Source organism: Paracoccus sp. J55, from assembly GCF_000513975.1.
Lineage (GTDB): Bacteria > Pseudomonadota > Alphaproteobacteria > Rhodobacterales > Rhodobacteraceae > Paracoccus.
Map to the genome: position 1 here is coordinate 269,884 of NZ_AZVA01000002.1, position 24,199 is coordinate 294,082.

At 69.9% G+C, this 24,199-nt stretch carries 25 protein-coding genes and 1 pseudogene; 9 read left to right on the forward strand and 17 right to left on the reverse strand.

What is annotated here, in order from left to right; all coding sequences use genetic code 11:
• Positions 1 to 3: 3 nt before the first annotated feature.
• The 6 genes from trxA to dapB are packed head-to-tail and all read right to left on the reverse strand — an operon-like array spanning position 4 to position 9,604.
• Complete coding sequence (trxA, locus tag PARJ55_RS0103360) at positions 4 to 327, reverse strand: thioredoxin (RefSeq protein ID WP_028711718.1); 324 nt, start codon at positions 325 to 327, stop codon at positions 4 to 6.
• Between the two features lie 53 nt (positions 328 to 380).
• Complete coding sequence (gene addA / locus PARJ55_RS0103365) at positions 381 to 3,755, reverse strand: double-strand break repair helicase AddA (protein ID WP_028711719.1); 3,375 nt, start codon at positions 3,753 to 3,755, stop codon at positions 381 to 383.
• Positions 3,745 to 6,687: a double-strand break repair protein AddB gene (gene addB / locus PARJ55_RS0103370; protein ID WP_028711720.1), complete on the reverse strand. Its 2,943-nt coding sequence runs from the start codon at positions 6,685 to 6,687 to the stop codon at positions 3,745 to 3,747. Before addB ends, addA begins: the two co-directional genes overlap by 11 nt.
• Complete coding sequence (locus PARJ55_RS0103375) at positions 6,680 to 7,351, reverse strand: nucleotidyltransferase family protein (RefSeq protein WP_028711721.1); 672 nt, start codon at positions 7,349 to 7,351, stop codon at positions 6,680 to 6,682. Before PARJ55_RS0103375 ends, addB begins: the two co-directional genes overlap by 8 nt.
• A complete protein-coding gene (gene tsaE / locus PARJ55_RS0103380) occupies positions 7,348 to 8,766 on the reverse strand; it encodes a tRNA (adenosine(37)-N6)-threonylcarbamoyltransferase complex ATPase subunit type 1 TsaE (RefSeq protein WP_028711722.1) in 1,419 nt (472 codons plus the stop codon). Before tsaE ends, PARJ55_RS0103375 begins: the two co-directional genes overlap by 4 nt.
• Positions 8,767 to 8,797: 31 nt before the next feature.
• Positions 8,798 to 9,604 (reverse strand): 4-hydroxy-tetrahydrodipicolinate reductase, encoded by an 807-nt coding sequence (dapB, locus tag PARJ55_RS0103385; RefSeq protein ID WP_028711723.1) that lies wholly within the window; start codon positions 9,602 to 9,604, stop codon positions 8,798 to 8,800.
• Between the two features lie 69 nt (positions 9,605 to 9,673).
• Here dapB and rbfA point away from each other — a divergent pair, with 69 nt between their 5' ends.
• From rbfA to truB, 3 genes are read left to right on the forward strand one after another with little or no spacing between them, the layout of a single operon-like run.
• Positions 9,674 to 10,090, forward strand: coding sequence for a 30S ribosome-binding factor RbfA (gene rbfA, locus PARJ55_RS0103390; protein WP_028711724.1), 417 nt, complete (start codon positions 9,674 to 9,676; stop codon positions 10,088 to 10,090).
• On the forward strand, positions 10,080 to 10,835 hold the full coding sequence (locus PARJ55_RS0103395) for a phosphodiester glycosidase family protein (protein ID WP_028711725.1): 756 nt from the start codon (positions 10,080 to 10,082) through the stop codon (positions 10,833 to 10,835). The genes rbfA and PARJ55_RS0103395 overlap by 11 nt, the downstream gene beginning before the upstream one ends.
• Position 10,836: 1 nt before the next feature.
• Entirely contained in the window at positions 10,837 to 11,733 is an 897-nt protein-coding gene (gene truB / locus PARJ55_RS0103400) for a tRNA pseudouridine(55) synthase TruB (protein ID WP_028711726.1), read from the forward strand.
• On the opposite strand, the gene PARJ55_RS0103405 is transcribed toward truB, so the two are convergent.
• From PARJ55_RS0103405 to PARJ55_RS0103450, 10 genes are all read right to left on the reverse strand, one after another.
• Positions 11,730 to 12,566: an oxaloacetate decarboxylase gene (locus tag PARJ55_RS0103405; protein ID WP_028711727.1), complete on the reverse strand. Its 837-nt coding sequence runs from the start codon at positions 12,564 to 12,566 to the stop codon at positions 11,730 to 11,732. The genes truB and PARJ55_RS0103405 overlap by 4 nt on opposite strands.
• Positions 12,567 to 12,652: 86 nt before the next feature.
• Entirely contained in the window at positions 12,653 to 13,606 is a 954-nt protein-coding gene (locus PARJ55_RS0103410; RefSeq protein ID WP_028711728.1) for an MBL fold metallo-hydrolase, read from the reverse strand.
• A 74-nt stretch (positions 13,607 to 13,680) separates the two neighbouring features.
• Positions 13,681 to 14,328, reverse strand: a complete 648-nt coding sequence (locus tag PARJ55_RS0103415) for a pseudouridine synthase (protein ID WP_028711729.1) — start codon at positions 14,326 to 14,328, stop codon at positions 13,681 to 13,683.
• The gene (locus tag PARJ55_RS0103420) at positions 14,325 to 14,951 is read right to left on the reverse strand and encodes a LysE family translocator (protein WP_028711730.1); all 627 of its coding nucleotides are present in this window, start codon (positions 14,949 to 14,951) and stop codon (positions 14,325 to 14,327) included. The genes PARJ55_RS0103415 and PARJ55_RS0103420 overlap by 4 nt, the downstream gene beginning before the upstream one ends.
• A gap of 49 nt (positions 14,952 to 15,000) precedes the next feature.
• Positions 15,001 to 15,396: a GFA family protein gene (locus PARJ55_RS0103425; RefSeq protein ID WP_028711731.1), complete on the reverse strand. Its 396-nt coding sequence runs from the start codon at positions 15,394 to 15,396 to the stop codon at positions 15,001 to 15,003.
• Positions 15,374 to 15,826 carry a GAF domain-containing protein gene (locus PARJ55_RS0103430; protein WP_028711732.1) on the reverse strand — a complete coding sequence of 151 codons (453 nt, stop codon included), beginning with the start codon at positions 15,824 to 15,826 and terminating at the stop codon, positions 15,374 to 15,376. The genes PARJ55_RS0103425 and PARJ55_RS0103430 overlap by 23 nt, the downstream gene beginning before the upstream one ends.
• 31 nt (positions 15,827 to 15,857) lie before the next feature.
• Positions 15,858 to 16,235, reverse strand: a complete 378-nt coding sequence (locus PARJ55_RS0103435; protein ID WP_028711733.1) for a hypothetical protein — start codon at positions 16,233 to 16,235, stop codon at positions 15,858 to 15,860.
• Between the two features lie 105 nt (positions 16,236 to 16,340).
• On the reverse strand, positions 16,341 to 17,162 hold the full coding sequence (locus PARJ55_RS0103440) for an NAD(P)-dependent oxidoreductase (RefSeq protein ID WP_028711734.1): 822 nt from the start codon (positions 17,160 to 17,162) through the stop codon (positions 16,341 to 16,343).
• Positions 17,159 to 18,013: a glycosyltransferase gene (locus PARJ55_RS0103445; RefSeq protein ID WP_028711735.1), complete on the reverse strand. Its 855-nt coding sequence runs from the start codon at positions 18,011 to 18,013 to the stop codon at positions 17,159 to 17,161. The genes PARJ55_RS0103440 and PARJ55_RS0103445 overlap by 4 nt, the downstream gene beginning before the upstream one ends.
• On the reverse strand, positions 18,010 to 19,227 hold the full coding sequence (locus PARJ55_RS0103450; protein ID WP_028711736.1) for an NAD-dependent epimerase/dehydratase family protein: 1,218 nt from the start codon (positions 19,225 to 19,227) through the stop codon (positions 18,010 to 18,012). The genes PARJ55_RS0103445 and PARJ55_RS0103450 overlap by 4 nt, the downstream gene beginning before the upstream one ends.
• A gap of 155 nt (positions 19,228 to 19,382) precedes the next feature.
• Here PARJ55_RS0103450 and PARJ55_RS0103455 point away from each other — a divergent pair, with 155 nt between their 5' ends.
• The 6 genes from PARJ55_RS0103455 to PARJ55_RS0103480 all read left to right on the forward strand — a co-directional run bounded on the left by PARJ55_RS0103455 (position 19,383) and on the right by PARJ55_RS0103480 (position 23,534).
• On the forward strand, positions 19,383 to 19,829 hold the full coding sequence (locus tag PARJ55_RS0103455) for an Rrf2 family transcriptional regulator (protein ID WP_028711737.1): 447 nt from the start codon (positions 19,383 to 19,385) through the stop codon (positions 19,827 to 19,829).
• 152 nt (positions 19,830 to 19,981) lie between these two features.
• Complete coding sequence (locus PARJ55_RS0103460) at positions 19,982 to 20,830, forward strand: shikimate dehydrogenase (RefSeq protein ID WP_028711738.1); 849 nt, start codon at positions 19,982 to 19,984, stop codon at positions 20,828 to 20,830.
• Entirely contained in the window at positions 20,827 to 21,423 is a 597-nt protein-coding gene (gene coaE / locus PARJ55_RS0103465) for a dephospho-CoA kinase (protein ID WP_028711739.1), read from the forward strand. The genes PARJ55_RS0103460 and coaE overlap by 4 nt, the downstream gene beginning before the upstream one ends.
• Positions 21,416 to 22,135, forward strand: coding sequence for a DNA polymerase III subunit epsilon (gene dnaQ, locus PARJ55_RS0103470; RefSeq protein ID WP_028711740.1), 720 nt, complete (start codon positions 21,416 to 21,418; stop codon positions 22,133 to 22,135). The genes coaE and dnaQ overlap by 8 nt, the downstream gene beginning before the upstream one ends.
• 71 nt (positions 22,136 to 22,206) lie before the next feature.
• Positions 22,207 to 23,085, forward strand: a complete 879-nt coding sequence (locus PARJ55_RS0103475; RefSeq protein ID WP_028711741.1) for a YihY/virulence factor BrkB family protein — start codon at positions 22,207 to 22,209, stop codon at positions 23,083 to 23,085.
• Between the two features lie 56 nt (positions 23,086 to 23,141).
• Positions 23,142 to 23,534: a GFA family protein gene (locus PARJ55_RS0103480; protein WP_028711742.1), complete on the forward strand. Its 393-nt coding sequence runs from the start codon at positions 23,142 to 23,144 to the stop codon at positions 23,532 to 23,534.
• Positions 23,535 to 23,563: 29 nt separating this feature from the next.
• On the opposite strand, the pseudogene PARJ55_RS24475 reads toward PARJ55_RS0103480, so the two are convergent.
• Positions 23,564 to 24,196, reverse strand: a pseudogene (locus PARJ55_RS24475) (LysE family translocator).
• Between the last annotated feature and the right edge of the window lie 3 nt (positions 24,197 to 24,199).

Here is a 24,199-nt window from a genome sequence, read left to right on the forward strand (position 1 = left end):
GGATCAGATGGATTCGTCGATCCAGGCCTTCAGTGCGGCCTTGGGCGCGGCGCCGATCTTGTTCGAGACCACCTGGCCGTCCTTGAACAGGAACAGCGCCGGGATGCCGCGCACGCCCAGGGCGGCGGGGCTTTCGGGGTTCTCGTCCACATTGACCTTCACGATCTTCACGCGGCCCGCGTATTCGGCGGCCAGCTCTTCCAGCGAGGGGCCGATCTGGCGGCAAGGCCCGCACCATTCGGCCCAGAAATCCACCACGACCGGGGTCGGGGACTGGCGGACTTCGCTGTCGAAATCGGCGTCGGAAACGGCTTGGGTGTTGGCCATGGGGCTCTCCTGCGATGTGCCGGCTGGCACCGGCGGGGCGTATGGGTCAAGAGCTATGCACCGGGGCGGTTGGGGTCAAGGCCCGCCATCACCCTATCCAGCAACTCGTCGGGCAGCGCCATCAGGCTGCGCGAGGCGGTCCAGAGCACCGCGACCTCGACCCGCATGGCCGGCCAGATCAGCCGCAGCGCCGCGCGATAGGCGGCCATCTGCCGCAGGATGCCCAGCGGCACCGCCTGCGGCATATCCGGCACCTCGCGGTTCGACTTGTAGTCCACCGCCAGGATCCGGTCCGGCTCCACCACCAGCCGGTCCACGGCGCCGGTCAGGGTGCCGATCCCCGGCAGCGGCGCGGCCAGCGCCACCTCGGCCAGCAGCTCGGCACCGTCGGGCAGGGCAAAGACCTGCGCCAGGTCCGGGGCCTCGATCACCGCGCGGGCTTCGGCCAGCAGCGCCGCCAGCGCCTCGGGACCGGGCAGGCCGCCCTCGGCATCGGCCAGGACGTCGCGGGCCAGGGCGGGCCAATCGGTCGGATCGCGGCCCGGCAGGTGCTCCAGCAGCAGATGCAGGCGGGTGCCGAACAGCATCGCCGCCTCGGCATCGCCCTCGCCGGGCGCGCCGATCACCTTGGCCCCGCCCAGCGCCGTCGCGGCGACGGGCCGGAGTTTTGCGGGGGCGGGCGGCGGCGGGGCGCGCAGCCAGTCCGGCTCGGCCGGCGCAAGCTTTTCCGACAGCACCGGCTGCGGCGCGTCCTCGGGCCAGTCGCCGAAGGACAGCCGCCGGATCTCGCCGCCCCAGGGCGCGAGCAGGCGCGTTTCGGTCAGGTCGGTGCGGCCCATGCCGGCCTCGACCATGGCGTGCCAGCTGTCCTCGGCCGCGCCGGTCTCGCCGGCCGCGGCAACGATCAGCCAGCTTTCGGCGCGGGTCAGCCCGACATAGAGCAGCCGCTTGCGTTCCTGCAGCTGCCGCTCGGTCTGGAGCGCGGCCAGTTCCTCGACCGGCTCGGGCCGCTCGCCCTTGCGGCCGCGCCACAGGGACAGCCCGTCCGGGCCGGGCAGCACCGGCGCCTCGCGCGGGGAGCGGCGCTGCGCGCAGTCGGGCATGATGACGATGGGGCTTTCCAGGCCCTTCGAGCCGTGCACGGTCATCACCCGGATCAGCCCCTCGCCATCGCCGGCCGAGCCGGGCTGGCGGCGCACCTCGACATCGTCGCCAGTCAGCCAGACCAGGAAGCCGGTCAGCGAGGGCGTCTCCGAGCTTTCATAGGCCAGCGCCTGCGACAAGAGCTCGTCGATGCCGTCCTGCGCCTCGGGGCCCAGCCGGGCGATCAGCCGCTCGCGCCCGCCGTGGCGGATCAGCAGGCGCTGGATCAGGTCATAGGGGCGCATGAAGCCGGTCTGGCCCATCAGGTCGGCCAGTAGCTCGACCGCCTGGCGATGCGGCGATTCGCGCAGCCGCCGCCACAGGTATTCGCCGCGCTTGCGCCCGGCGGCAAGGCGGTAAAGCTCCTCCTCGGTCAGCCCGAACAGCGGCGAGCGCAGGCAGGCGGCCAGCGACAGGTCGTCCTCGGGCGTGGCCAGCACCGACAAGAGGGCGCGGATGTCCTGCACCGCCATCTCTCCGGCCAGCTTGAGCCGGTCGGCGCCGGCGACGGGCAGGTTCGCCGCCTTCAGCGCCGCGATGATCTCGGCGAACAGGTCCGAGCGGCGCTGCACCAGGATCAGCACGTCGCCGGCGCGGATGCGGCGCACCGCGCCGGTCTTGGGGTCATGGATCGGCTGGCCCAGCATCCTGCCGATGGCATCGGCGACGGCGCGGGCCAGCTGCACGGTTTCCGAATTCTCGGCCGGCTGGTCCACCGGATCGGTCCAGTCGCCCGGCTCGGGCTTTTCGGGCTTCGGGATCGCCGGCCACAGGTCCACCCGGCCCGGCATCGCGGTGCGAAAGGCGCGGTGCTGCGGCGGATCGCCCAGGCCGCGCGCCGCATCGCCGGCAAAGACCTGATCGACCAGCGACAGGATCGCGGTCGAGCTGCGGAAGGAATGCCGCAGCTCCAGCACCTGCATGGGATTCTGCACCGCCTCGAAGGCCTGGGCAAAGCCGGTGCGGCGGGCCTCGAACACCGCGATATCGGCGCCCTGGAAGGAATAGATCGACTGCTTGGGGTCGCCCACCACGAACAGGCTGCGCGTCTGGTCGCGCGCGCCTTGCCCCGAGGTGAACTCGTCGGTCAGCCGCTCGATCACCTGCCATTGCGCCGGGCTGGTGTCCTGCGCCTCATCGACCAGGATATGGTCGATGCCGCCGTCCAGCCGGAACAGCACCCATTGCGCCATGCTGCTTTCCGACAAGAGCCGCGCGGTGCGGTCGATCAGGTCGTCGAAATCCAGATGGCCATGCGCGGCCTTCTGCGCCCGGTAGCGGGTCAGGAAGGCATGACCGAAACGGTGCAGCGCCAAGGTCCGTTCGGCATGGGCCAGCGCGATGCGGCGCGGCCGGGCGGATTCGACCCGCTCCATCAGGATCGCCAGATCGTCCAGCAGTTCCGCGCAGGGGCCGCTGCGCAGCGCCTTGGTCGGAAAGCCGTCGTATTTCGCGGTAAAGGGCACCTTGGCGCTTGCCCCGGTCAGCAGCACGGATTCCAGGATCGCCAGCTCCGCCATGCCCGGCTGCGCCCAATTGCCGGGCGCCAGCTTCGCCGCCGCCTTCTGGTCGTTCGCGCCGCTTTTCAGCAGATGCGGGATCAGCGCGGCAATGACCGTAGCCCCGTCGGCGAAGCATTCCGCCAGCAGCGCCTGCATGTCCTCGCCCGGCGCCAGCCCGCAGGCGGTCCAGAGCGTGTCCCGGTCCGCGGGGGCCTCGAACCCCCGCAGACCGGCGAGGAAGGCGTCGAGCCTTTCGCCGGAATGCAGCGCCAGCAGGTCCTCCAGCTCGGGCGCGCGCTCGCGGGCCATGTCCTCGATGATCTCGGCGCGGATGAGCGCCGCGCTGCGGTCGTCAAGCTCGGTGAAGCCATGCGGCACCCCGGCCTCGATCGGGAAGCGGCGCAGGACGCCGGCGCAGAAGCTGTGGATGGTCTGGACCTTCAGCCCGCCCGGCGTCTCGATGGCGCGGGCGAACAGCCGGCGCGCGGCGGGCAGGTCGGGGGCGCCCGCCTCGCCCAGCCGCGCCAGTTCGGCGCGCAGTTCCGCCTCGGGCAGCATGGCCCATTGGCCCAGCCGCGCCAGCAGGCGGTTCTGCATCTCGGTCGCCGCGGCCTTGGTATAGGTCAGGCACAGGATGCGCTCGGGCGCGGTCCCGGCCAAGAGCAGCCGCGCCACCCGGTCGGTCAGCACCCGCGTCTTGCCCGAGCCGGCATTGGCCGTCAGCCAGGTCGAGCGATGCGGGTCCGCCGCCCGCACCTGCGCCAGCGTCGCCTCATCCATCATCGCCGAACCTCTGCGGGGCTGCGACCTCGGTCGTGTCCCATTCGCCATGCCGCGACAGGTGGTCGTAATCGCTGGCATGGTCGCTGCGTTCCATGGCCAGCCGGGCGGTAAAGCCGCGCTCGCCGTCCAGATAGCGGCGGATCAGGGTGACGAAGCCGGTCCAGCTTTCCTCGGCAAAACCGGGGCTGAACTCGCGGCTTTCGGTTTTTCCCTCGCCGCCCAGCTGGATATAGCTGATGCCCTCGACCTCGGCGGGTCCCAGCGCCTTGAAGGCGCCGTGCCGGACCATGGCTGCCTCCAGCGGCAATTGCTTGTCGAAATGCGCGATCTGCTTGTCGGTCGGCGGCTTGCCGGACTTGTAGTCATAGACATGCACCCGGCCGTCCTGCAGCAAGTCCAGCCGGTCGGGCCGGGCGATCAGGCGGAAGTCCAGGCCGGGCACGGCCTCTGCGCCATATTCCTCGACCAGGACGGGCCGGCCGCGCGCCAGCCGTTCGGCCTCGTCCGCCATCAGCCGGTCGGCGATGCCGGCGATCCGCGCCCGCCAGAACAGCCGGGCCGAGGGCCAGGGCACCTCGGCTTCCAGCACCGCGTCGGTAAGGGCAAGCAGCCGCGCCTTCATCGCCTGCGGCGTCTCGGGCAGGGCGGGCAGGCCGCGCAGGAAGCGGTCCATGATGCGGTGCAGGACATTGCCGCGCTCGGCCGCGTCGGGTTCGGGGCGCAAGGGGTCCAGCGCCCGCAGGCCCAGCACGCGGCGGGCATAGACGGCATAGGGGTCGCGGATCAGCGTCCTGACCTCGGTCACCGACAGCTCGCGCAGGGCGGGCGGCGGCGGAAGGGGCGAGGGCCGCGGCGCCGGCGCCAGCCGCATGCGCGGCCGGGCCTGCAATTCGGCCAGGTCCAGCCAGCGCCGGCCGCGTTTCCGCATCTCGGCCAGCGCTTGCGGCCCCTGCTGGTCCGGCAGCCCGCCCAGCAGGTTCACCAGCCGGTTCAGCCAGCGCGAGGGGATGGTCTCGGCCTCGGCATCGCGGCGGGCGCGGGTCAGCACCACCTGCACCGCCGCCACGGCCTGCTGGAAGTCATGCGCCGACAGGCCCACCCGGCGCTCGGGCAGGGTCAGCCCCGCCGCCAGCCGCATCGGGCGCGACAGCCACGGATCGGGCGGCAGCGCCTGCGGCCAGCCCCCCTCGTTCAGGCCCGACAGGATCACCAGCCCGGCATCCTCGCCCACCGCCTCGGTGCGCGCCTCGCGCGGGCCGCGGAAGCGGACCAGCGGATGCGCGGCCACGTCCTGCCGCACCGCCTGGCCCTGCAATTCGTCCTGCAGCAGGCCGCAGAACTCGGCCGGCCGCAGGTCGTGGCCCAGATGCGCATGGGCGGCCAGATGATCCAGCACCGCACGCGCCAGCCCGCCCGAAGCCTTGGCCCAGAGTTCCGAGGCATCGGCATCGCCGCCCGGACCGGCGGCCAGATCCTCGGCCAGGGCGCGCAGATCGCGCAGCCGCTCCGCCAGCGGCCGCGGCGCGCGATCCTGCGCCAGCGGCACGATGCGGTCCAGAAGCGAGGCCAGCCACAGCGCCCAGGGCTTGCTGGAGGCGTCGCCGCGATCCGCCCAGCCCCGCAAGGCCGCGCCATCGGGAAAGGCCGGACCGTTGCGGCGCAGGTGCAGCTCCAGGTCGCGGGTATGGCGGTTGTGCTCGCGCCGGTAATCGGGGCCAAGCCCGGTCGCGGTGACCGGGTGCTTGAGCAACACCAAGAGCGCGTCCAGCATCATCTCGGCCCCGAAAAGGTCGGCGACATGGCGCAGGAACAGGCCGGGCGCGGTCAGCGGCAGGGGCTGGCCGGCGGAATCGTCGGGGATGATGCCCCAGCGGTCCAGCGCCGATTGCACGCGGCGGGTCAGCATCCGGTCGGCGGCGATCAGCGTCACCGGCTGGCGGTTTTCCACCGCCTCGCGGATGACCAGCGCCACGGCCTCGGCCTCCTCGCCGGGCTGCTCGGCCTCGATCAGGGTCAGGCGTTCGGTCGCGGGAACCAGCGGGCCAAGGCGCGGGCCTTCCTCGATCCATTGGTCGGTGACCGGCGCCGGGCGCAGCGCCAGCGAGATCAGCCGGTTGCGCGCCGGGTCGGGCGCCGTTCCGGGCAGCCATTCCGCCGGCGCGCCGAACTCGGCCAACAGCGGCGCATAGCGCGCCTGCGGGTGATCTTCGGACAGCGCGTCGAGCCCGTCCCAGACGGCTTGCGGCAGGTCGGCATCGAAGCCCGGCAGCACCACCGCGCCCATCGGCAACCGGGCGACGGCGCGCATGAAATCCCGCGTCGCGCCATGCGAGCCGGTCGAGCCGGCGACGACGACCGGGCCCTGCGGCAGGTCCGCGCCGCGCGCCCAGGCCGCGGCCAGCGCCCCGGCGGCGGCGCGCTGCCGGGCCTCGCGGTCCTGCGGCGGGTCGGACAGGTAATAGCCGGCGGCGATCTTCAGGAAGGCCAGCGCCCGGCCCCAATGCTGGGCGTGTTCGCTGGCGTCGATGCGGTCCAGCGCCTGGGCGTCCAGCCCTTCCAGCTGCATCTCGGCCATCAGCGCCGCCAGCGAGGCAGCGAGTTCCGGCACCGATTGCCCCTGCGCCAGATCGGGATCGGCGCGCAGCGCGGCGTCGATCAGCCGGCCCAGCTCCAGCCGGCGCGCCAGCGGCGCCGTGGCCGCGCCGCCGCCCAGGTCGGCGATCAGCCGCAATTGCGGCAAAAGCAGCGGCCCGCGCCGAATGAAGGCCTGACGCAGCGCCATCAGCGACTGGCCGGAATTGGCATAGACCGTGACCCGCGCCATGTCCTGCGGCGGACGGTGGGCCATGCGCCGGATCAGCCCGTCGGCGAAGGCGCCGGGGAAATCCGCGCCGCAGGGCAGGGCAAAGATCCCGTTCTGCCAGTCAGGCATCGAGCAGGCTCTCGGCCAGCGGGATGCAGTCGGGGCGGCCGACATCGCACCATTCACCGGGATGGACCAGCCCGTAAGCACGGCCCCCGGCGATCATCAGGTCCCAAAGGCGGTTGAGCGAAAACACCTGTTCGGGGATCTCGGCCAGCCGGTCGGGGCGGATGATCTGCACGCCGCCATAGACCAGATCGCCCCTGCGGATCAGCCGGCCCGCCGGGCCAAGGCTGAAATCGCCGCCGCCCTGCCGGCCATGGGTCCGGTCCAGCGGCACCAGCATCAGCAGCGCGTCCATCTCCTCGCGCCAGCCGTCCAGCAGGGCGCGGATCGGGTTCGGGCCGGTCCAGACCACATCCGGGTTCATTGTGATCACAGGGCCGGGGCCAAGCAGCGGCAGCGCCTTGCGCAGGCCGCCGCCGGTCTCCAGCAGCAGGTCGGATTCGTCCGAGACGGCGATGTCCTGCCCGGCGATGTGATCACGGATCTGCGGGCCCAGATGATGGATGTTCACCGCAACCCGCCCGGCGCCCGCCTGCCGCCCCAAGGCCAGCGCGCGGTCCAGAAGGGTCCGGCCGCCGACCGGGATCAGCGGTTTCGGCAGCGTATCGGTCAGCGGCGCCATGCGGGTGCCCTTGCCCGCCGCGAAGATCATCAGCGGCAGGCTCATCCGGCGATGCCCTCGATCACCTCGGGCGTGGGGGCGGGGACGCCTTCCAGCGCCTTGGCCAGCGGGGCCAGCGCCGGATGCGCCAGGTCGCGCCGGATCGCCGCCCAGACGCGCGGCATCATCGCCAGGTAGCGCCGCTTGCCCTCGCGCTGCGCCAGCCGGGTGAAGATGCCCATGATGCGCAGGTTGCGCTGCGCGCCCAGTAGCGCATAGGCGGCACGAAACCGCGCCTCGTCCACGCCGGTCGCGGCGACATAACGGGCGATCTGCGCCTCTTCGATCTCGGGCGCGACGTCGCGGCGGGCGTCCTGCAGGGCCGAGACCAGGTCATAGGCCGGATGCACCGCCACCGCGTCCTGGAAATCCAGAAGGCCCAGCGGCGCATCGTCCCGCCACACGACGTTCTCGGCATGGAAATCGCGCAGGCCCAGCACCGGCGGCATGTCGGCAGCCAGTTCGGCATGCAGCCGCTCGATCACCGCGGCGACCTCGGCGCCCTTGCCGGGCGCGCCGGCGGCGGGGGGGTAGTATTCGGCGAACAGCCCGACCTGATAAGCCAGTTCCGGCCCGTCTAGGCGCAAGACAAAATCCGGCGGCTCGTGGCCGTGCAGCTGCACCAAGAGGTCGGTCATGCGGTCATAGATGCGCGGCGCCAGCTCGGGGCGCGATTCCAGGACCCGGGCCACCAGATCGTCGCCCAGATCCTCGATCAGCAGCAGGCCCTGCGCCTGATCGGCGGCCAGGATCTCGGGCGCGTGCAGGTCCAGCGCCCGCAGCCATTGCGTCATGGCGACATAGGGCGCGGTCACGCCGGGCGAGGCATCCATCAGCACCGCGCTGCGCCCGTCCTGCTCGACCAGCCGGAAATAGCGCCGCGACGAGGCGTCGCCCGCCAGCGGCAGCAAGCGCGCCCCGGCCCAGCCGGCGCGGTGGATCAGCCGGGCGATGGCGGGCAGGCGGGTCATGGCGCCCCAATGCGGCTCAGACCCCGCCAGGGTGATGCGGCGCAGGTCGGGGGCATCGGGCAGCGGCTCCAGCCCGATGGTCAGCGGATCGGGCAGCGGGCTGCCATGTTCGGGCCATTCGACCAGCACGATGGCCTCGCGCATGGCCTCGTCAAGGCCAAGCTCGGCCAGTTCCTCGGGATGGGTCAGGCGGTAAAGGTCGGCATGCCAGATCTCGGTCCCCAGCGGGTCGGCATAGGTCTGGACCAGGGTGAAGGTGGGGCTGGGCACCTCCTCGGCCGCCTCGCCCTGGCGGGCGCGGATGAAGGCGCGGGCGAAATGCGTCTTGCCGGCGCCGACCGGCCCCTGCAACGCCACCACGTGGCCGGGCTTCAGGACAGCCGCCATCACCCGCGCCAGGCAGGCGGTCAGGTCGGCATCGGCATCGTCAAGCGTCGCAAGCAGGGTCATCACAGGAAACCTAATGCGGGACGCAGCCCTGTCAAAGCCCCAGAACGTCGGCCATGTCGTATTCGCCCGGCCCCTTGTCCTGGCCCCACAGCGCCGCCCGCAGCGCGCCGCGGGCAAAGATGGCGCGGTCGGTGGCGACATGGCGCAGCACCACCCGCTCGCCCGCGGTGGCGAAGATCACGTCATGCTCGCCGACGATATCGCCGCCGCGGATGGCGCTGAATCCGATCGAGCCGGGCGCGCGGGCGCCGGTGATGCCCTCGCGCGCAGGCGTGCGCAACTCGTCCAGGCTGTGGCCGCGCCCGGTGGCGGCGGCCTCGCCCAGCATCAGCGCGGTGCCCGAGGGCGCATCGACCTTGCGGTTGTGATGCGCCTCGACCACCTCGATATCCCAGTCCTCGCCCAGCGCGGCAGCGACCTTGCGGGTCAGCCCGACCAGCAGGTTGACGCCCAGGCTCATGTTGCCGGCGCGGATGATCGGCGCGTGGCGGGCGGCGGCCTTCAGCTTGTCCAGATGGGCGGGCTCGAAACCGGTGGTGCCGATCACATGCACGGCGCGGGCCTGCGCGGACAGTTCGGCAAAGGCCACCGTCGCCGCCGGGGCGGTGAAGTCGATCACCGCCTGCGCCTTGGCGATGGCCTCGACCGGATCGTCGGTGACGGTGATTCCCAGCGTCGGCCCCCCCATCGCCTCGCCCAGGTCGCGGCCGACCCAGGGATTGCCCTCGCGCTCGATGGCGCCGACAAGGCGGGCCTGATCCGACGCCAGAACGGTGCGCACCAGCATCTGCCCCATGCGGCCCGACGCGCCCGTGATGACGATTCCCGGTTTTTCCATGCTCGATCCCCCGTTTCCGGCATGTCTATCCCGTTGCGGCGCGGGCCGCGACCCCCTACATCTGCGCGCATGGCACAGAACCGCTTTCATTCCGGCACAGGCCCCTCGCAGCGCCAGCTTCGCGTGGGCGAGCTGATCCGCCGCACGCTTTCCGACGTCCTCCTGCGCGGGGATGTCCACGATCCCGAGCTGAACCGGCATTCGATCACGGTCGGAGAGGTGCGGACCTCGCCCGACCTCAAGGTCGCGACGGCCTTCGTGCTGCCGTTGGGCGGGCACGATGCCGAAGAGGCGCTGGCCGCGCTGCGCCGCAATTCGGGCGAGCTGCGCCATCTGGTCGCCAAGGCGATGACGCTGAAATATGCGCCGCAGCTGCGCTTCGTGCTGGACGAAACCTTCGACCGCATGGACGACACGCGCCGCCTCTTGTCCGAGGACCGGGTGCGCCGCGACGTCGAATCGCATCCGGAAGACGATGAAGATTGACCTCAAGCGCCGGCTGGGGCTGGCCATCGGCGCATTGGTCGCCATGACCCTGCCCGCCATGGCCGGGATCTGCGAAAAGCGCGACTTCGACGGGCATGGCTATGTGGTCTGCACGCTGGATGCCGGGCAGGAGCCGGGGCTGCGGCTGTGGCTGAACGGCCCGGACGGCCGGGTCTTGGGCGATTTCACCGCCGTGCGCCGCATGCTGGCCGGGGGCGAGGTGCTGGGTTTCGCCATGAATGCCGGCATGTATCACCCGGATTTCACCCCGGTCGGGCTTTACGTCAGCAACGGCGTCAGCCAGCACGATCTGGTGACGGCCGGCGGCGGCGGCAATTTCGGCATGCTGCCGAACGGCGTGTTCTGCACCGGCGGCGCGCGGCCCTATCAGGTGATCGAAAGCCGGGCCTTTGCCAGGGCCGCGCCGGAATGCCGGATCGCCACGCAATCGGGGCCGATGCTGGTGATCGACGGCGCGCTGCATCCGCGTTTCCTGGTGGACAGCGACAGCCGCTATATCAGGAACGGCGTCGGCGTCTCTCCGGACGGGCAGACGGCATGGTTCGCCATCTCGGACCGGGCGGTGACGTTCCACGAATTCGGCCGGCTGTTCCGCGACGGGCTGGGGGCGCGGGATGCGCTGTATTTCGACGGCTCGATTTCGCGGCTATACGCCCCCAGCCTTGGCCGCGCCGATTTCGGGCGGCGGCTGGGGCCGATCATCGGATATGTAGGACAGAACTAGAATGGCGCGAAAAAAGGGACGCGAGATCCACGGTTGGCTGATCGTGGACAAGCCGGCGGGCATCGGCTCGACCGACGTGGTCGGCAAGGTCCGCTGGGCGCTGGACGCGAAGAAGGCCGGCCATGCCGGGACGCTGGACCCGGACGCGACCGGCGTGCTGGCCGTGGCGCTGGGAGAGGCGACCAAGACCGTGCCGATCCTGGCCGAGGCGCTGAAAGCCTATGACTTCACGGTGAATTGGGGCGCCGAGACCACGACCGACGACGCCTCGGGCGCGGTGGTGAAGACCAGCGATGCGCGCCCGGACGAGGCGGCGATCCGCGCCGCGCTGCCCGCATTCACCGGCGAGATCATGCAGGTTCCGCCCGCCGTCTCGGCCGTGCGCGTCGATGGCGCGCGGGCCTATGACCTCGCGCGCGAGGGCGAGGTGGTCGAGCTTGCCGCCCGGCCGCTCTGGGTGGACTCGCTGGAGCTTCTGGGCGCGGCACAGGACAGCGCCGAGCTGCGCATGGTCTGCGGCAAGGGCGGCTATGTCCGCGCCATCGCCCGCGACCTCGGCCGCAAGCTGGGCTGCCTTGGCCATGTCGCGCAGCTGCGCCGCATCTGGTCGGGACCCTTCGACGTCGCAGACGGCTTCGCCTTCGACCGCATCGACCGCGCCAACCAGGCCGAGATCGAGGCGGCGCTGCTGCCCCTGCAAGCCGCGCTGGCCGACCTGCCCGAGATGCAGGCGACCGAGATGGGCGCCACCCGCATCCTGAACGGCAATCCCGGCCAGGTGCTGGGCCATGCCGAGTTCGGAGAGGAGGTCTGGGTCAGCCGCAACGGCCGGGCGCTGTGCATCGGCCGCTACATGGGCGGAGAGGTGCAGCCCTCGCGCGTGTTCAACCTGGGCTAGACCTCCTCGCCGCCCGGCGCCATGATCCGCGCGACGGTTGCGCCGGGCAGGGCCTCGGCGGCATAGGTGAAGGTGCCGGCGGATCGGACCTCCTCGGCGGCGCGCATCAGCGCGCCGAGCGCCGCCCGCGCGAAAGAGCCGCCGACGCTGATCCGCCGCACCCCGGCCTGCGCCAGCTCGGCCACCGACCAGGTCGGACCCGACAGCCCCATGACCACGTTGACGGGCTTGTCCAGCGCGGCGCAGACCGTGCGGATCGCCTGCAGGTCCGGCAGGCCCGGCGCATAAAGCACATCCGCCCCGGCTTCGGAAAAGGCTTGCAGCCGCCGGATCGTGTCATCCAGATCCGGCCGGCCCCAAAGGAAGTTCTCGGCCCGCGCGGTCAGCAGGAAGGGCAGGCCCCGCGCCGCCTCTGCCGCGGCCCGGATGCGCTCGACCGCCAGGGACAGGTCGTGGATCGGATCGGCGGCATCCCCCGTCGCATCCTCGATCGAGCCGCCGACCAGCCCCACCCGACAGGCCAGCCGGATGGTTTCGGCGCAGGTCTCCGGTGCGGCGCCGAAACCATCCTGCAGATCAGCCGAGACCGGCAGCTCGGTCGCGCCGACGATCTCGGCGGCATTGTCCACGATCTCCTCGCGTCCGAGCCCGGCGATGGAATCCGGCTTGCCCTTGGAAAAGGCATAGCCGGCGCTGGTGGTCGCCAGCGCCTGAAACCCCAGGCTGGCCAGCAGCCGGGCCGAGCCCGCATCCCAGGGATTGGGCATGACGAAGGCGCCCTCCGCCTCGTGCAGCGCCTTCAGCGCCTCGAACTTCGCCTGTTGGTCCGGCATCGCGCCTCTCCTGCAAGGAACTCCCGCGCGACTCTAGCAGGCCGGAACAAATTGTGAACGACTTTCTCGGCCCCGGGCTTCGGCCCTCAGCCGAACTGATAGGTCGCGGGCACGAAGCGGAACGACCCTTCGCCGTTCGGGGCGATGAAGCCGAGCGCCGGGAAGGGCATGTGATAGCCGATGAAGGGGATCTTCTCTTCGGCCAGCCGGGCCAGCACCGCCTGGCGGGTCGCCGCGCCCTGCTCCTTGTCCACGTCGAAGCGCACATGCCAGGCCGGGCGCTGCACCGAATAGACATAGTGGTTGAAGCTGTCGCCCGAGATCAGCAGCCGCTGCCCCTCGCTTTCCAGCAGATAGGTGGTGTGGCCGGGCGTGTGGCCATGCGCCTGTTCGGCCCTGATGCCGGGCAGGATCTCCTCGGTCCCCTCGATCTGCTGCGCCTGATCGAGCAGCGGCACCACCTTGGCGGTATAGGCCTCGCTGGGATTGGCGGCCCAGTAATCGTTCTCGGGCCGGGACAGGATCAGCTGGGCATTGGGAAAGGCCGGGGCCTCGCCATCCATCAGGCCGCTGATATGGTCGGGATGCATGTGGGTCAGCACGACATGGGTCACGTCCTCGGGCGTCAGCCCGGCCTGCGCCATCGAGGCGGCGTTGTTGGCCGGGACCATGCCGGTGTCGAACAGCACCAGCGCATCGGGCGTGCGCACCAAGGTCAGGGTGAACGAGCCGCCGCTGCGGTCGGCGGGAATGAAATTCTCGGCGCTGAGGCTTTCGAACTCGGCCGGGTCGGCGTTAAGCCCGAAGGTCTCGATCGGATTGTCGCTCATGCTGGCACCGCCCAGCAGCGTCGTCACTTCGAAACCGCCCAGCTGGATCGTATGGGCGCGGCCCCGAAAGACCGGCGCCTCGCCTGCCGGCTCGGCGGGCGCGGTCTGGGCGGGGGCGGCGGTCTGGGCATGCGCCGGCAGCACCAGCGCCATGGGCAGCGCGCCGCCGATAAGCATGGCATGACGGCGGCTGATATCGGTCCTGAACATCTTTCCCTCCTGCTTGGTCCTTTCTGCAACCTTACGCGAGGGCAACGGGTTCCGGCATGAAACCTGCGTGACCGTCAGAAGGGCGCCGGGGCGGAAAAGCCTTGCATCACCCCGGTTTCCGGGTGCTTGAAGCGCAGGCTTTCGGCATGCAGCATCAGGCGGGGGAAATCCGCCGCCGCGCCGGTCGCGTAAAGCGGATCGCCCAGGATCGGGTGGCCCAGCTCGGCCATGTGCACGCGCAACTGATGGCTGCGGCCGGTGATCGGCATCAGCCGCACCCGCGTCTCGGCATCCGTGGCCTTGACCACCCGCCATTCGGTCTGCGCCGGGCGGCCCTCGGCATGATCGACCTTCTGGCGCGGGCGGTTCGGCCAGTCGACGATCAGCGGCAGGTCCACCATGCCGCTTCTCGGCTCCAACCGGCCCCAGAGCCGCGCGACATAGGTCTTTTTCGTGCGCCGGTCCTCGAACTGCCAGGACAGGTGGCGCTGCGCATGCGGGGTCAGGGCAAAGACCATGATCCCCGACGTGTCCATGTCCAGCCGATGCACCAGCAGCACGGTCGGAAAGGCGGCGCGCAGCCGCTCGATCAGGCAATCCACGCGATCCTCGCCCCGTCCGGGGACCGAGAGCAGCCCGGCCGGCTTCTCGACCACCAGGATCTCGTGATCGGCATGGATCACGCGCGGCTGTTCGGCCGTGGGCTGGTAGAGAAAGCTCATTTCCAGACCAGCCGCAGCGCCAGGCCCGCGAACATCACCGCCGCGATGCGGTTCACGATGCCCAGCCGCTTGCCGATCACCTGCCCGGCAAAGCCGCCGACCAGGCCGTAACCCATGGTGACCAGCATGCCCGACAGGGTGAACATCAGCCCCAGCCCCAGGATCTGCTGCCAGACAGGGCCGTATTCCGGCCGGGTGAATTGCGGCAGGAAGGCCAGCAGGAAAAGCACCGGCTTGGGGTTCAGCAGGTTCGACAGCGCGCCGCGGCGGATGATGTTCCAGGTCCGGCTGGCGGCGCGGGCGCGCGGGTCGACCGCGCCGGCGTTCCAGCTTTTCCAGGCCAGGAACAGCAGATAGGCGGCGCCGGCATATTTGATCGCCACCAGCGCGCCGGGATGGGCGGCGACCAGTGCGCCCAGGCCCACGGTCGCCATCACCACATGGCAGACCACGCCCAGCCCGACGCCGAAGCCGGCCAGCGCGCCGGCGCGCGGGCCGTTCTGGATGCCGCAGGCGCTGGCGAAGAACACGTCCTGTCCCGGTGCAAGGTTCAGCACCAGGGCCCCGGCCATGAAGGCCAGGAGTTGTTGCAACGGAAAATTCGCCAGCGTGTCCCAGATCATCGCGCGCCCCCTTTTCCTGCCGCCTAGGCTGGACGGCGCGCGGCGTCAACTATTCGCGCGGGTCCTGCGGCAGCCCGTCGGCGATATCGTAATAGTCGCCCTTGTCGGCGACGAAGATATGGCCCAGCAGGCGCAGCCCGGTCGGGCTGTCGATGGCGCCCGCCGCCACGTCGATGATCTCGGACCCGTCGCGCTGCCAGAACAGCGAGCTGCCGCAATCCGGGCAGAAGCCGCGCCGGGCGATGTCCGAGGCGCGATACCATTTCGGCTCGCCCTCGATCTGCAGCGATTGCGGCAGGATCGCGGCCCAGTAATGCCCCGACCAGCGCCGGCACTGGCTGCAATGGCAGGCCTTCAGATCGTTGCCGGCGTCATAAGTGCCGCGGAAGCGGATGGCGCCGCACAGGCAATGGCCGGTGAATTCAGTCGCGTCCGAAGGTGGCATCCAGAATCTCCTGCAGGCGGCGGGCATCCTCCGGCGTGAAGGCGTCGGGCCGATCGCTGTCGATGTCGAGCACGCCGATCAGCCGCCCGCCCGGGCCGATCACCGGGATCACCAGTTCCGAGCGGGTGGAGCTGGCGCAGGCGATATGGCCGGGAAAGGCGTCCACATCCGGCACCCGCTGGGTCTGCCGCGTCCGCGCCGCCGCCCCGCAGACCCCGCGCGAGAAGGGGATCACCAGGCAGCCATGGCCGCCCTGATAGGGACCGATCTTCAGCGTCTCGGGCGCGGTGACGCGATAGAAGCCGGTCCAATCGAAACGCTCGTCCGAGTGGTGGATTTCGCAGGCGAGCGTCGCCATCAGCGCGACCTCGTCGGTCTCGCCATGGGTCAGGGCGCGGATGCGGGCGGCGAGGTCGTCGTAATCGGGCATGGCGCGACACTAGCCGCCCTGCCGCAGGCTGTCACCCCGCCACGCGCCAGTAGCTGTTCGGCATGTGGATCAGCGGCGAGATCGCGAAGCCTGCCGCGACCAGGCACAGCAGCGTCGGCGCCGCGGTCCCGTTCAGCCCGGCCAGGACGGCAAGATGGCAGAACAGGAAGACGCCGCAGCCGGTGACCAGAGCCGGCCAGCCCTCGCAGCGCGACAGCCAGGCCAGCCCGCCGCCCAGCAAGGCCAGCGCCAGCGCCGCCCAGGAGATCGGCGCAAAGACCCGGACCAGCGACACGAGGTCGATCGCCCGCAACGGCGAATCGGCGGACATGGCGACGGTCGAGCAGGCCAGGAAAAAGCCGGCCATCACCGCAAAGGACAGGCCGCAGAGGATGGAAAGGAGGCGCATGACAAACAAACCCAGGGATACGACAAAATGCACAAATTCCCTGCGACCTTTGCGCATGAGGCCGATTTTCCGCAAGCGGTCGGATTCCTGTCGGCGGAATTCTGCTTATGGTTGTATATTGTCCAGGATTTTAGGCATTTCCCGGCGCAGGAGCGCCATGCCGCCCGGCCGCCAGCCCAAGGCCCGCAGCCGGTCGCAGAGCGGCCGGCGCAGCGCCCCGGCATCGGCGCGGACCGGCAAGGGGGTGGGGCAACCGGTCAGCCGGGCGACCTCGGCCAGCAGGTCCTGCCGGTCCAGCACCAGATCGCTGGCATTGTAGCTGCCCCCCATCTGCGGATCGGCCAACACCAGCAGCGTGGCGCGGGCAAGGTCGGCGCCATGCAGCTCGGTCGCGACACGCGGCGGGGGGGTGGTGCCGCGCAGGAAATCCCCGATCAGCCCGGCCCATTTCTGCGGCAGGCCCGGGCCATAGACGCCGGTCGGGCGCAGGCTGGCGGTCAGGAAACCCGGCGCGGCCATGGCTGCCAGCGCCGCCTCGGCCTCGGCCTTGACCTTGCCGTAAAGGTTTGTCGGGGCTGGGGAAAGCGTATCGGGCAGCGCCATGCCCGCGGGATGGCCGTCATGCACGGCGCGCGAAGAGAGGAAGATCACCCGGCCGAGCCCCTGGTCCCGCGCCGCGCGGAACAGCATGACCGAGCCGTCGAGATTGGCGCGGATGAATCCCTGCGGATCCTCGCCCTCGCCGCCGCGATATCGGCCAGCGGCATGCTGGAAGGCGGCATGGACCAGCGCCTCGCATCCCGTCAGGTCGGGCACGTCGCCAAGGCGCCAGCCGGGCAGGGTGGTGACCTGATGGCCCGCCCGCACCGCGGCACGATGGATCCAGCGCCCGACGAGGCCCGAGGCGCCGGTCAGCGCGATCCTCATGCCGCACCGGATGCCGGGTCGGGCGGGGGCGGCAGGTCGCGCGGATCGGGCACCGGGCCGTCCCCGGCATGGGCCCGCCAGAGCTCGATCAGCACCCGCAATTGCTCGGCCTTTGCATGATCCTGCCAGGGCTTTTCATACTGGTAATGCAGCACGCGGATATCCTGCCAGCGCCAGAGCTGCGGCAGGTTGATCCAGACATATTGCAGCATATTGTCAAAGACCGGCAGGCCATGCCAGCCCGGGAAAAAGGTCTCGAGAAAGGTCTGGTCGGTGCGGCGCCAGAACCGGCCCGGCTGGTCGAGGCGGGCCAGCATCGCCTCGAACGTCGCCGGCGCGGGCCGGGCGGTGAACACCCCGGAATTCAGCCGGTGGAAATCGGCCAGCGATTCATAGACATTCGGCGCGGCGGAAAATTCCGGATAGTCGAACAGCCGGTCGATGTTCTGCAAGACCAGCGCGTCGGCATCGATGAACACCACCCGGTCATAGTCGAGCTGCCAGAGCCGCAGCTTGGCGAAATTGTCCAAGGGCGTGTGGAAGGGCGGCTTTTCGCCCTTGGTGAAGGGCGCGGCGCCATGCAGCCGGTCGCGGGCATGCAAGGCGTTGAATTCCGCCGAGGTCGGCAGCAGCTCGACCCGCACCGGCCGCACATCCAGCGACCGCAGCCCCTCCACCGCCGCCTCGGGCAGGTCGGTATAAAGCAGGACCAGATCGGCGCGCGTCCCGGTCCGGCGCAGGGACCGGAACAGCGCCGCCGCCCCGGTCGCGTAATCGGGATTGGTCGCCAGCGTGACGAAGGCGCGGTCCGACCGCGCCCTGCCTTGCGGGTGGATGCCTTCGGGGGTCACGATACCGAACGCAGCCTCTTGCCCTCGGGATCGTGCTCGACGCGGCGGGCAATGTCGCGCGTCCAGGCCGAGACCGCCGGCACGCGCGAGCGGTCGATGCGATGGGCGTATTTCCGCGCCACCTCGACCACCTCGGAAAGCAGCCCCTCGGCCAGGGTGATCGGCTGCAGCCCCAGCGCCAGGAACTGGTCGTTGCTGACCACCAGCTCGTTCTCGTCGGCCTCCTTGCGCGGGTTGGGCAGATAGGCCACCTCGGCCCCGGTCATGCGGGCGACCATTTCCGCCAGGTCGCGGACGCGATGCGTCTCGGTCATCTGGTTGAAGATCCGCACCCGCTCGCCCGAGGCCGGCGCGTCCTTCAGCGCCAGCTCGATGCAGCGCACCGAATCCTGGATATGGATGAAGGCGCGGGTCTGGCCGCCGGTGCCGTGCACGGTCAGCGGATAGCCGATAGCCGCCTGGATCAGGAAGCGGTTCAGCACCGTGCCGTAATCGCCGTCATAGTCGAAGCGGTTGATCAACTGCTCGTGCCGGCGGGTCTGGTCGGTATGGGTGCCCCAGACGATGCCCTGATGCAGGTCGGTGATGCGCAGCCCGTCGTTCTGGGCGTAGAACTGGAACAGGATCTGATCGAGGCTCTTGGTCATGTGATAGACCGAGCCGGGACGGGTCGGATACAGGATCTGCTGCGCGCGCGGGCCGGCGGGCGTGTCGATCGACACGTCCAGATAGCCCTCGGGGATCGGCGCGCCGACGGTGGAATAGCCATAGACCCCCATGGTGCCCAGATGCAGCAGATGCGCGTCGATGCCGGTCTCCACCAGCGCCGCCAGCAGGTTATGCGTGGCGTTGATGTTGTTGCCCACGGTATAGACCTTGTGGCGGTCGGTCTTCATCGAATAGGGCGCGGCGCGCTGCTCGGCGAAATGGATCACCGCGTCGGGGCGGTGCTCGGCCAGCCAGGACTTGAGACGCTCGTATTCGGTGGCCAGGTTCAGCAGGTGGAAATGGATCCTGCGCCCGGTTTCCTGGTGCCAGATCCGGCAGCGTTCCTGGATCGAATCCATCGGCGTCAGCGACTGCACGCCCAGCTCGGTATCTATCCAGCGCCGCGACAGGTTGTCCACGATATGGATATCGTGCCCCAGCTCGGACAGGTGCAGGGCGGTCGGCCAGCCGACAAATCCGTCGCCGCCGAGGACTGCGATGCGCATGATCTACTCCTTGGTTATTGCCCGGCAGAAATGCGCGGACAATGTGTCAAAACGATAACGCTCTGGCGATGGTTCCTGGATGAAATCGCGACCGACCCGCGAAATCTTGCCGAAATCGTTGCATGATCGACCGGCGAACACTAAGGATTCCCCTTATGATCTCGCAGAAGACGAAATATGCCATCAAGGCGCTGATGGCCCTGGCAGATGAGGTGGCCGCCGGCGGCAATGCCCTGACGATCGAGGAGATCGCGCAGCGGTCCGGCGCGCCCAAGCGTTTTCTGGAGCACATCATGCTGGAGCTGCGCAATGCCGGCTATGTCGGCTCGCGCCGGGGGCGGGCGGGCGGCTATGTGCTGATCAAGCGGCCCAAGGAAATCTCGATCGGCGAGCTTCTGCGCCAGGTCGACGGACCCATCGCGCCCTTGCCCTGCCTGTCGCGCCGGTCCTATCAGCGCTGCGAGGATTGCGAGGACGAGGCGACCTGCCGGCTGCGCCGCATGTTCGGCCAGGTGTTCTGGTCCTATCTGCTGCTGATCGAATCGCTGACGCTGGAGGACCTGGTGGCCGAAGGCGGCCTGCCCGAGATGAGCGTGGTCTGACGCATCCCGGGGTTGCATTCCTGCCATGGCCCCGGCCTGCGGCAGGCGATACGGCTTGACCCCGGCCCGGCCGGATTGCACTTGTGTCGCAACGTTCAACCTATGCCGCCGCGGGGCCGCCGGCCCCGCATGGCAAGCATCGCAGGACCAGCATGGCCGACAGTTCGCCCGCCCCGAAACACGCGCCCCTTGCCGGGGTCATCGGCTGGCCGGTGGCGCATTCGCGCTCGCCCCGGCTGCACGGGCACTGGCTGGCGCGCTATGGCATCGCCGGGCATTACGTGCCGCTGCCGGTGATGCCCGAGCATCTGGCCGAGGTGCTGCGCGCCATGCCGCGCATGGGTTTCGCCGGCGCCAATGTCACCATCCCGCACAAGGAAAGCGTGCTGGCCCTGGCCGACGTGGTGACCGACCGCGCGGCGCTGATCGGGGCGGCGAACACGCTGATCTTTCGCGCCGACGGCAAGATCCATGCCGACAATACCGACGGCTACGGCTTCATCGCCAATATCCGGCAGCATGCGCCCGACTGGATCCCCGATCTGGGCCCCGCCGCGGTGATCGGCGCAGGTGGCGCGGCGCGGGCCGTCGTCGCCTCGCTTCTGGAAAGCGGGGTGCCCGAGCTGCGCATCGCCAACCGCACCCGCATCCGGGCCGAGCAGATCCGGGCCGAGTTCGGCGCCAAGGTGGTGGTCTATGACTGGGCGCAGGCCGGCAACATGCTGGAGGGCGCGGTGACCGTGGTGAACGCCACCTCGATGGGGATGGAGGGCAAGCCGTCGCTGCGCCTGCCGCTGGAGGCGCTGGCACCGGGCACGCTGGTCACCGATCTGGTCTATACGCCGCTGATGACGCCCTTTCTGGAGGAGGCGCAGGCGCGCGGCTGCGAGATCGTCGACGGGCTGGGCATGCTCTTGCACCAGGCCGCGCCGGGATTCGAACGCTGGTTCGGCCAGCGCCCCGAGGTCGACGACGACCTGCGCCGGGCCGTGCTGGCATGAGCTTCCTGCTGGGTCTGACCGGCGGGATAGGCATGGGGAAATCCACCGCCGCGCGGATGTTCCGCGAACTGGGCCATCCGGTCTGGGACGCGGATGCCGCGGTGCATCGGCTTTACGCCCCGGGCGGGGCGGCGGTGGTCCCGGTCGCGGCGGCCTTTCCCGCTGCCCTGAAGGACGGCGGCATCGACCGCGCCGCGCTGCGCGAGGTGCTGGCGGCCGATCCCGGCGGATTTGCCCGGCTCGAATCCATCGTGCACCCGCTGGTGGCCGAGGATCGCGCCGCCTTCATCGCCGCGCATGAGGATGCGCCCATCGTGGTGCTGGACATTCCCCTGCTGTTCGAGGGCGGGTCGCAGGCGGCGATGGACGGGGTCGCCGTGGTCTCGGCCCCGGCCGAGGTGCAGCGGGCGCGGGTACTGGCCCGCCCCGGCATGACCGAGGAGAGCTTCCGCCTGATCCTGTCGCGGCAGATGCCGGATGCGGAAAAGCGGGCGCGGGCCGACTGGGTGATCCCCTCGGACACGCTGGAGGGCGCGCGCGCCGCCATCGTGGACATCTGCGCCCGGATCATGGCAAAACGCGACCATGCGTGAGATCGTCCTGGATACCGAAACCACCGGCTTCGACCCCGACAGCGGCGACCGCATCGTCGAGATCGGCGCGGTCGAACTGATGAACCACCTGCCCACCGGCCGGACCTTCCACGTCTATATCAACCCCGAGCGCCCGATGCCGCAGGAAGCCTTCGAGGTGCATGGCCTCGGCGACGACTTCCTGCGCGACAAGCCGAAATTCGCCGAGGTGGCCGCCGACTTCATCGCCTTCATCGGCGAGGAGGCCCGGCTGGTGATCCACAATGCCGGCTTCGACATGAAATTCCTGAACGCCGAGCTGCGGCTTTGCGGCTATCCGGTGATGCCCTACAGCCGGGCCGTGGACACGCTGGAACTGGCGCGCAGCCAGTTTCCCGGCGCGCAGAACTCGCTCGACGCGCTGTGCCGGCGCTTCCGCATCGACAACTCGAACCGCACGCTGCACGGCGCGCTTCTGGACAGCGAGCTTCTGGCCGAGGTCTATCTGGCGCTGCGCGGCGGCCGCCAGCCGGGGCTGGTGCTGGACAGCGGGCCGCTGCGCGGCGCGGGATCGGGACCGCAGGCGCGCGGCGGCGCTGCGCCGCGGGGGCAAAGGCCGCGCCCGCTGCCCCCCCGCATCACCGAGGCCGAGGCCGAGGCCCATGCCGCCTTCGTCGCGAAGCTGGGCGAAAAGGCGGTCTGGCTGCGCTACGCCCCGACGGAAGGGCCCTAGGGACGGAACATTCGGGCGGGACGAGCCGTTTTCCTGCAGAGCCACGGAACGCAACCGATGAGGACGGAACCTTGATCAGGGATTGGTGGCAGTTCATCCTGGCGGTCTTCGAGCGGATGGACAAGATCCACATGAGCCTGATCGCCGCCGGGGTGGCGTTCTACGCCATGTTCGCGGTGTTTCCCGGACTGGCGGCGCTGTTCGCGCTGTGGGGGCTGTGGAACGACCCGCAGGTGATCGAGCAATATGTCCATACCACGGACGGCTTCATCCCCCCCAGCGCCGCCGACATCATCTATGGCCAGATCAGCGCGCTGGTGGCGGCGGGGCGCACGCAGCTGGGCTGGACCACGGCGATTTCCTTCATCATCGCCACCGTCTCGGCCCGGGCCGGGGTGGACGGGCTGATCCGCGGGCTGAACGCAGCCTATGGCGTGCGCTCGCATTCCACGGTCATGGGGTTCCTGCTGGCCTATGTGCTGACGCTGGTCATCGTGCTGGTGATCGCCCTGGGGCTGGCCACGATCATCGTGGTGCCCATCGCCTTCAACTTCCTGCCCGACGTGCCGCTGCGCAACTGGCTGATCGGCGCGCTGCCCTGGATGGCGATCTTTTTCATCGTGCTGGTGGTGATCGGCATCCTCTATCGCTTCGGGCCGAACGTGAAGACGCCGCGCACGCCGATCTTCACCTGGGGCTCGCTGTTCGCGGCGCTGGCCTGGGCGGCTGTCTCCTACGGCTTTTCCGCCTATCTGACCAGTTTCAACAGCTACAACCGCATCTATGGCTCGATCGGCGCGGTGATCGCGCTGCTGATGTGGTTCTATCTGGGCGGCTTCACCGTGATGCTGGGGGCGCTGATCAACGTGGAGCTGTCCCGCCGCCGCCGCTTCGTCGCCGCGAAGAAGCTGCGCCAGGCAACGCGGAAGAACCGGACATCGGGAAAGTGAGAACGCCGGTGCGCAGCCCGGATTCCGCCAGGCCCGATCCTGAGGGAGGGCGCAGCATGGAACGATTCACCGGCGGCTGCCTGTGCGGCAGGGTGCGGATCGTGGCATCGGGCCGGCCCTGGCGGGTCGGCCTGTGCCATTGCCTTGATTGCCGCAAGCATCACGGCGCGCTTTTCCATGCCTCGGCGGTGTTCCCCCGGCAGGCGGTGACCGTCGAGGGCGAGACCCGCGACTATGCCGGGCGGTTTTTCTGCCCTCGCTGCGGCTCCTCCGTGTTTTCGCGCAGCGGCGACGAGGTCGAGCTGCATCTGGGGGCGCTGGATGCGCCCGACCAGCTGAAGCCCAGCTATGAGCTCTGGACCATCCGCCGCGAAGCCTGGCTGCCGCCCTTTCCGCTTGCCCGGCGATACGCGCGCGACCGCGACGCCGCCAGCCGCTTCGAACCCTAGCCTGCGCGCGGGCCCCCTCTACCGGAAGGTCAGCGGCGGCTTTCGGCCATCATCCGCAGGGCAAGCCCCGCCAGGACCGTGCCCATCAGCCAGCGCTGGACGACCAGCCACAGCGGACGCCCGGCCAGAAAACCCGTGATGCCGCCCGCCGCCAGCGCGATGGCCGCGTTCACGCTGACGCTGATCGCGATCTGCGTGCTGCCAAGGGCCAGCGACTGCGCCAGCACGCTGCCCTGGTCGGGGGTCACGAACTGGGGCAGCAGGGACAGATACATCACCGCGATCTTGGGATTGAGCAGGTTGGTCAGGAAGCCCATGGCGAAAAGCCTGCGCGCGCTGTCCCGGGGCAGGTCCTGGACCTGAAAGGGCGAGCGGCCGCCCGGCCGCACCGCCTGTCAGGCCAGCCAGAGCAGATAGGCCGCGCCGGCAAGCCGCAATGCGTCATAGGCATAGGGCACCGCCATGACGAAGGCGGTGATCCCGAAAGCCGCGCAGAGCATGTAGAACACGAATCCCAGCGCCACCCCGCCCAACGAGATCAGCCCCGCCAGCGGCCCCTGGCAGATCGAGCGCGAGACAAGATAGACCATGTTGGGACCGGGCGTCAGCACCATGCCCAGCGACAGGAGCGCAAAGGCCAGCAGATTCACGGGATCGGGCATGCG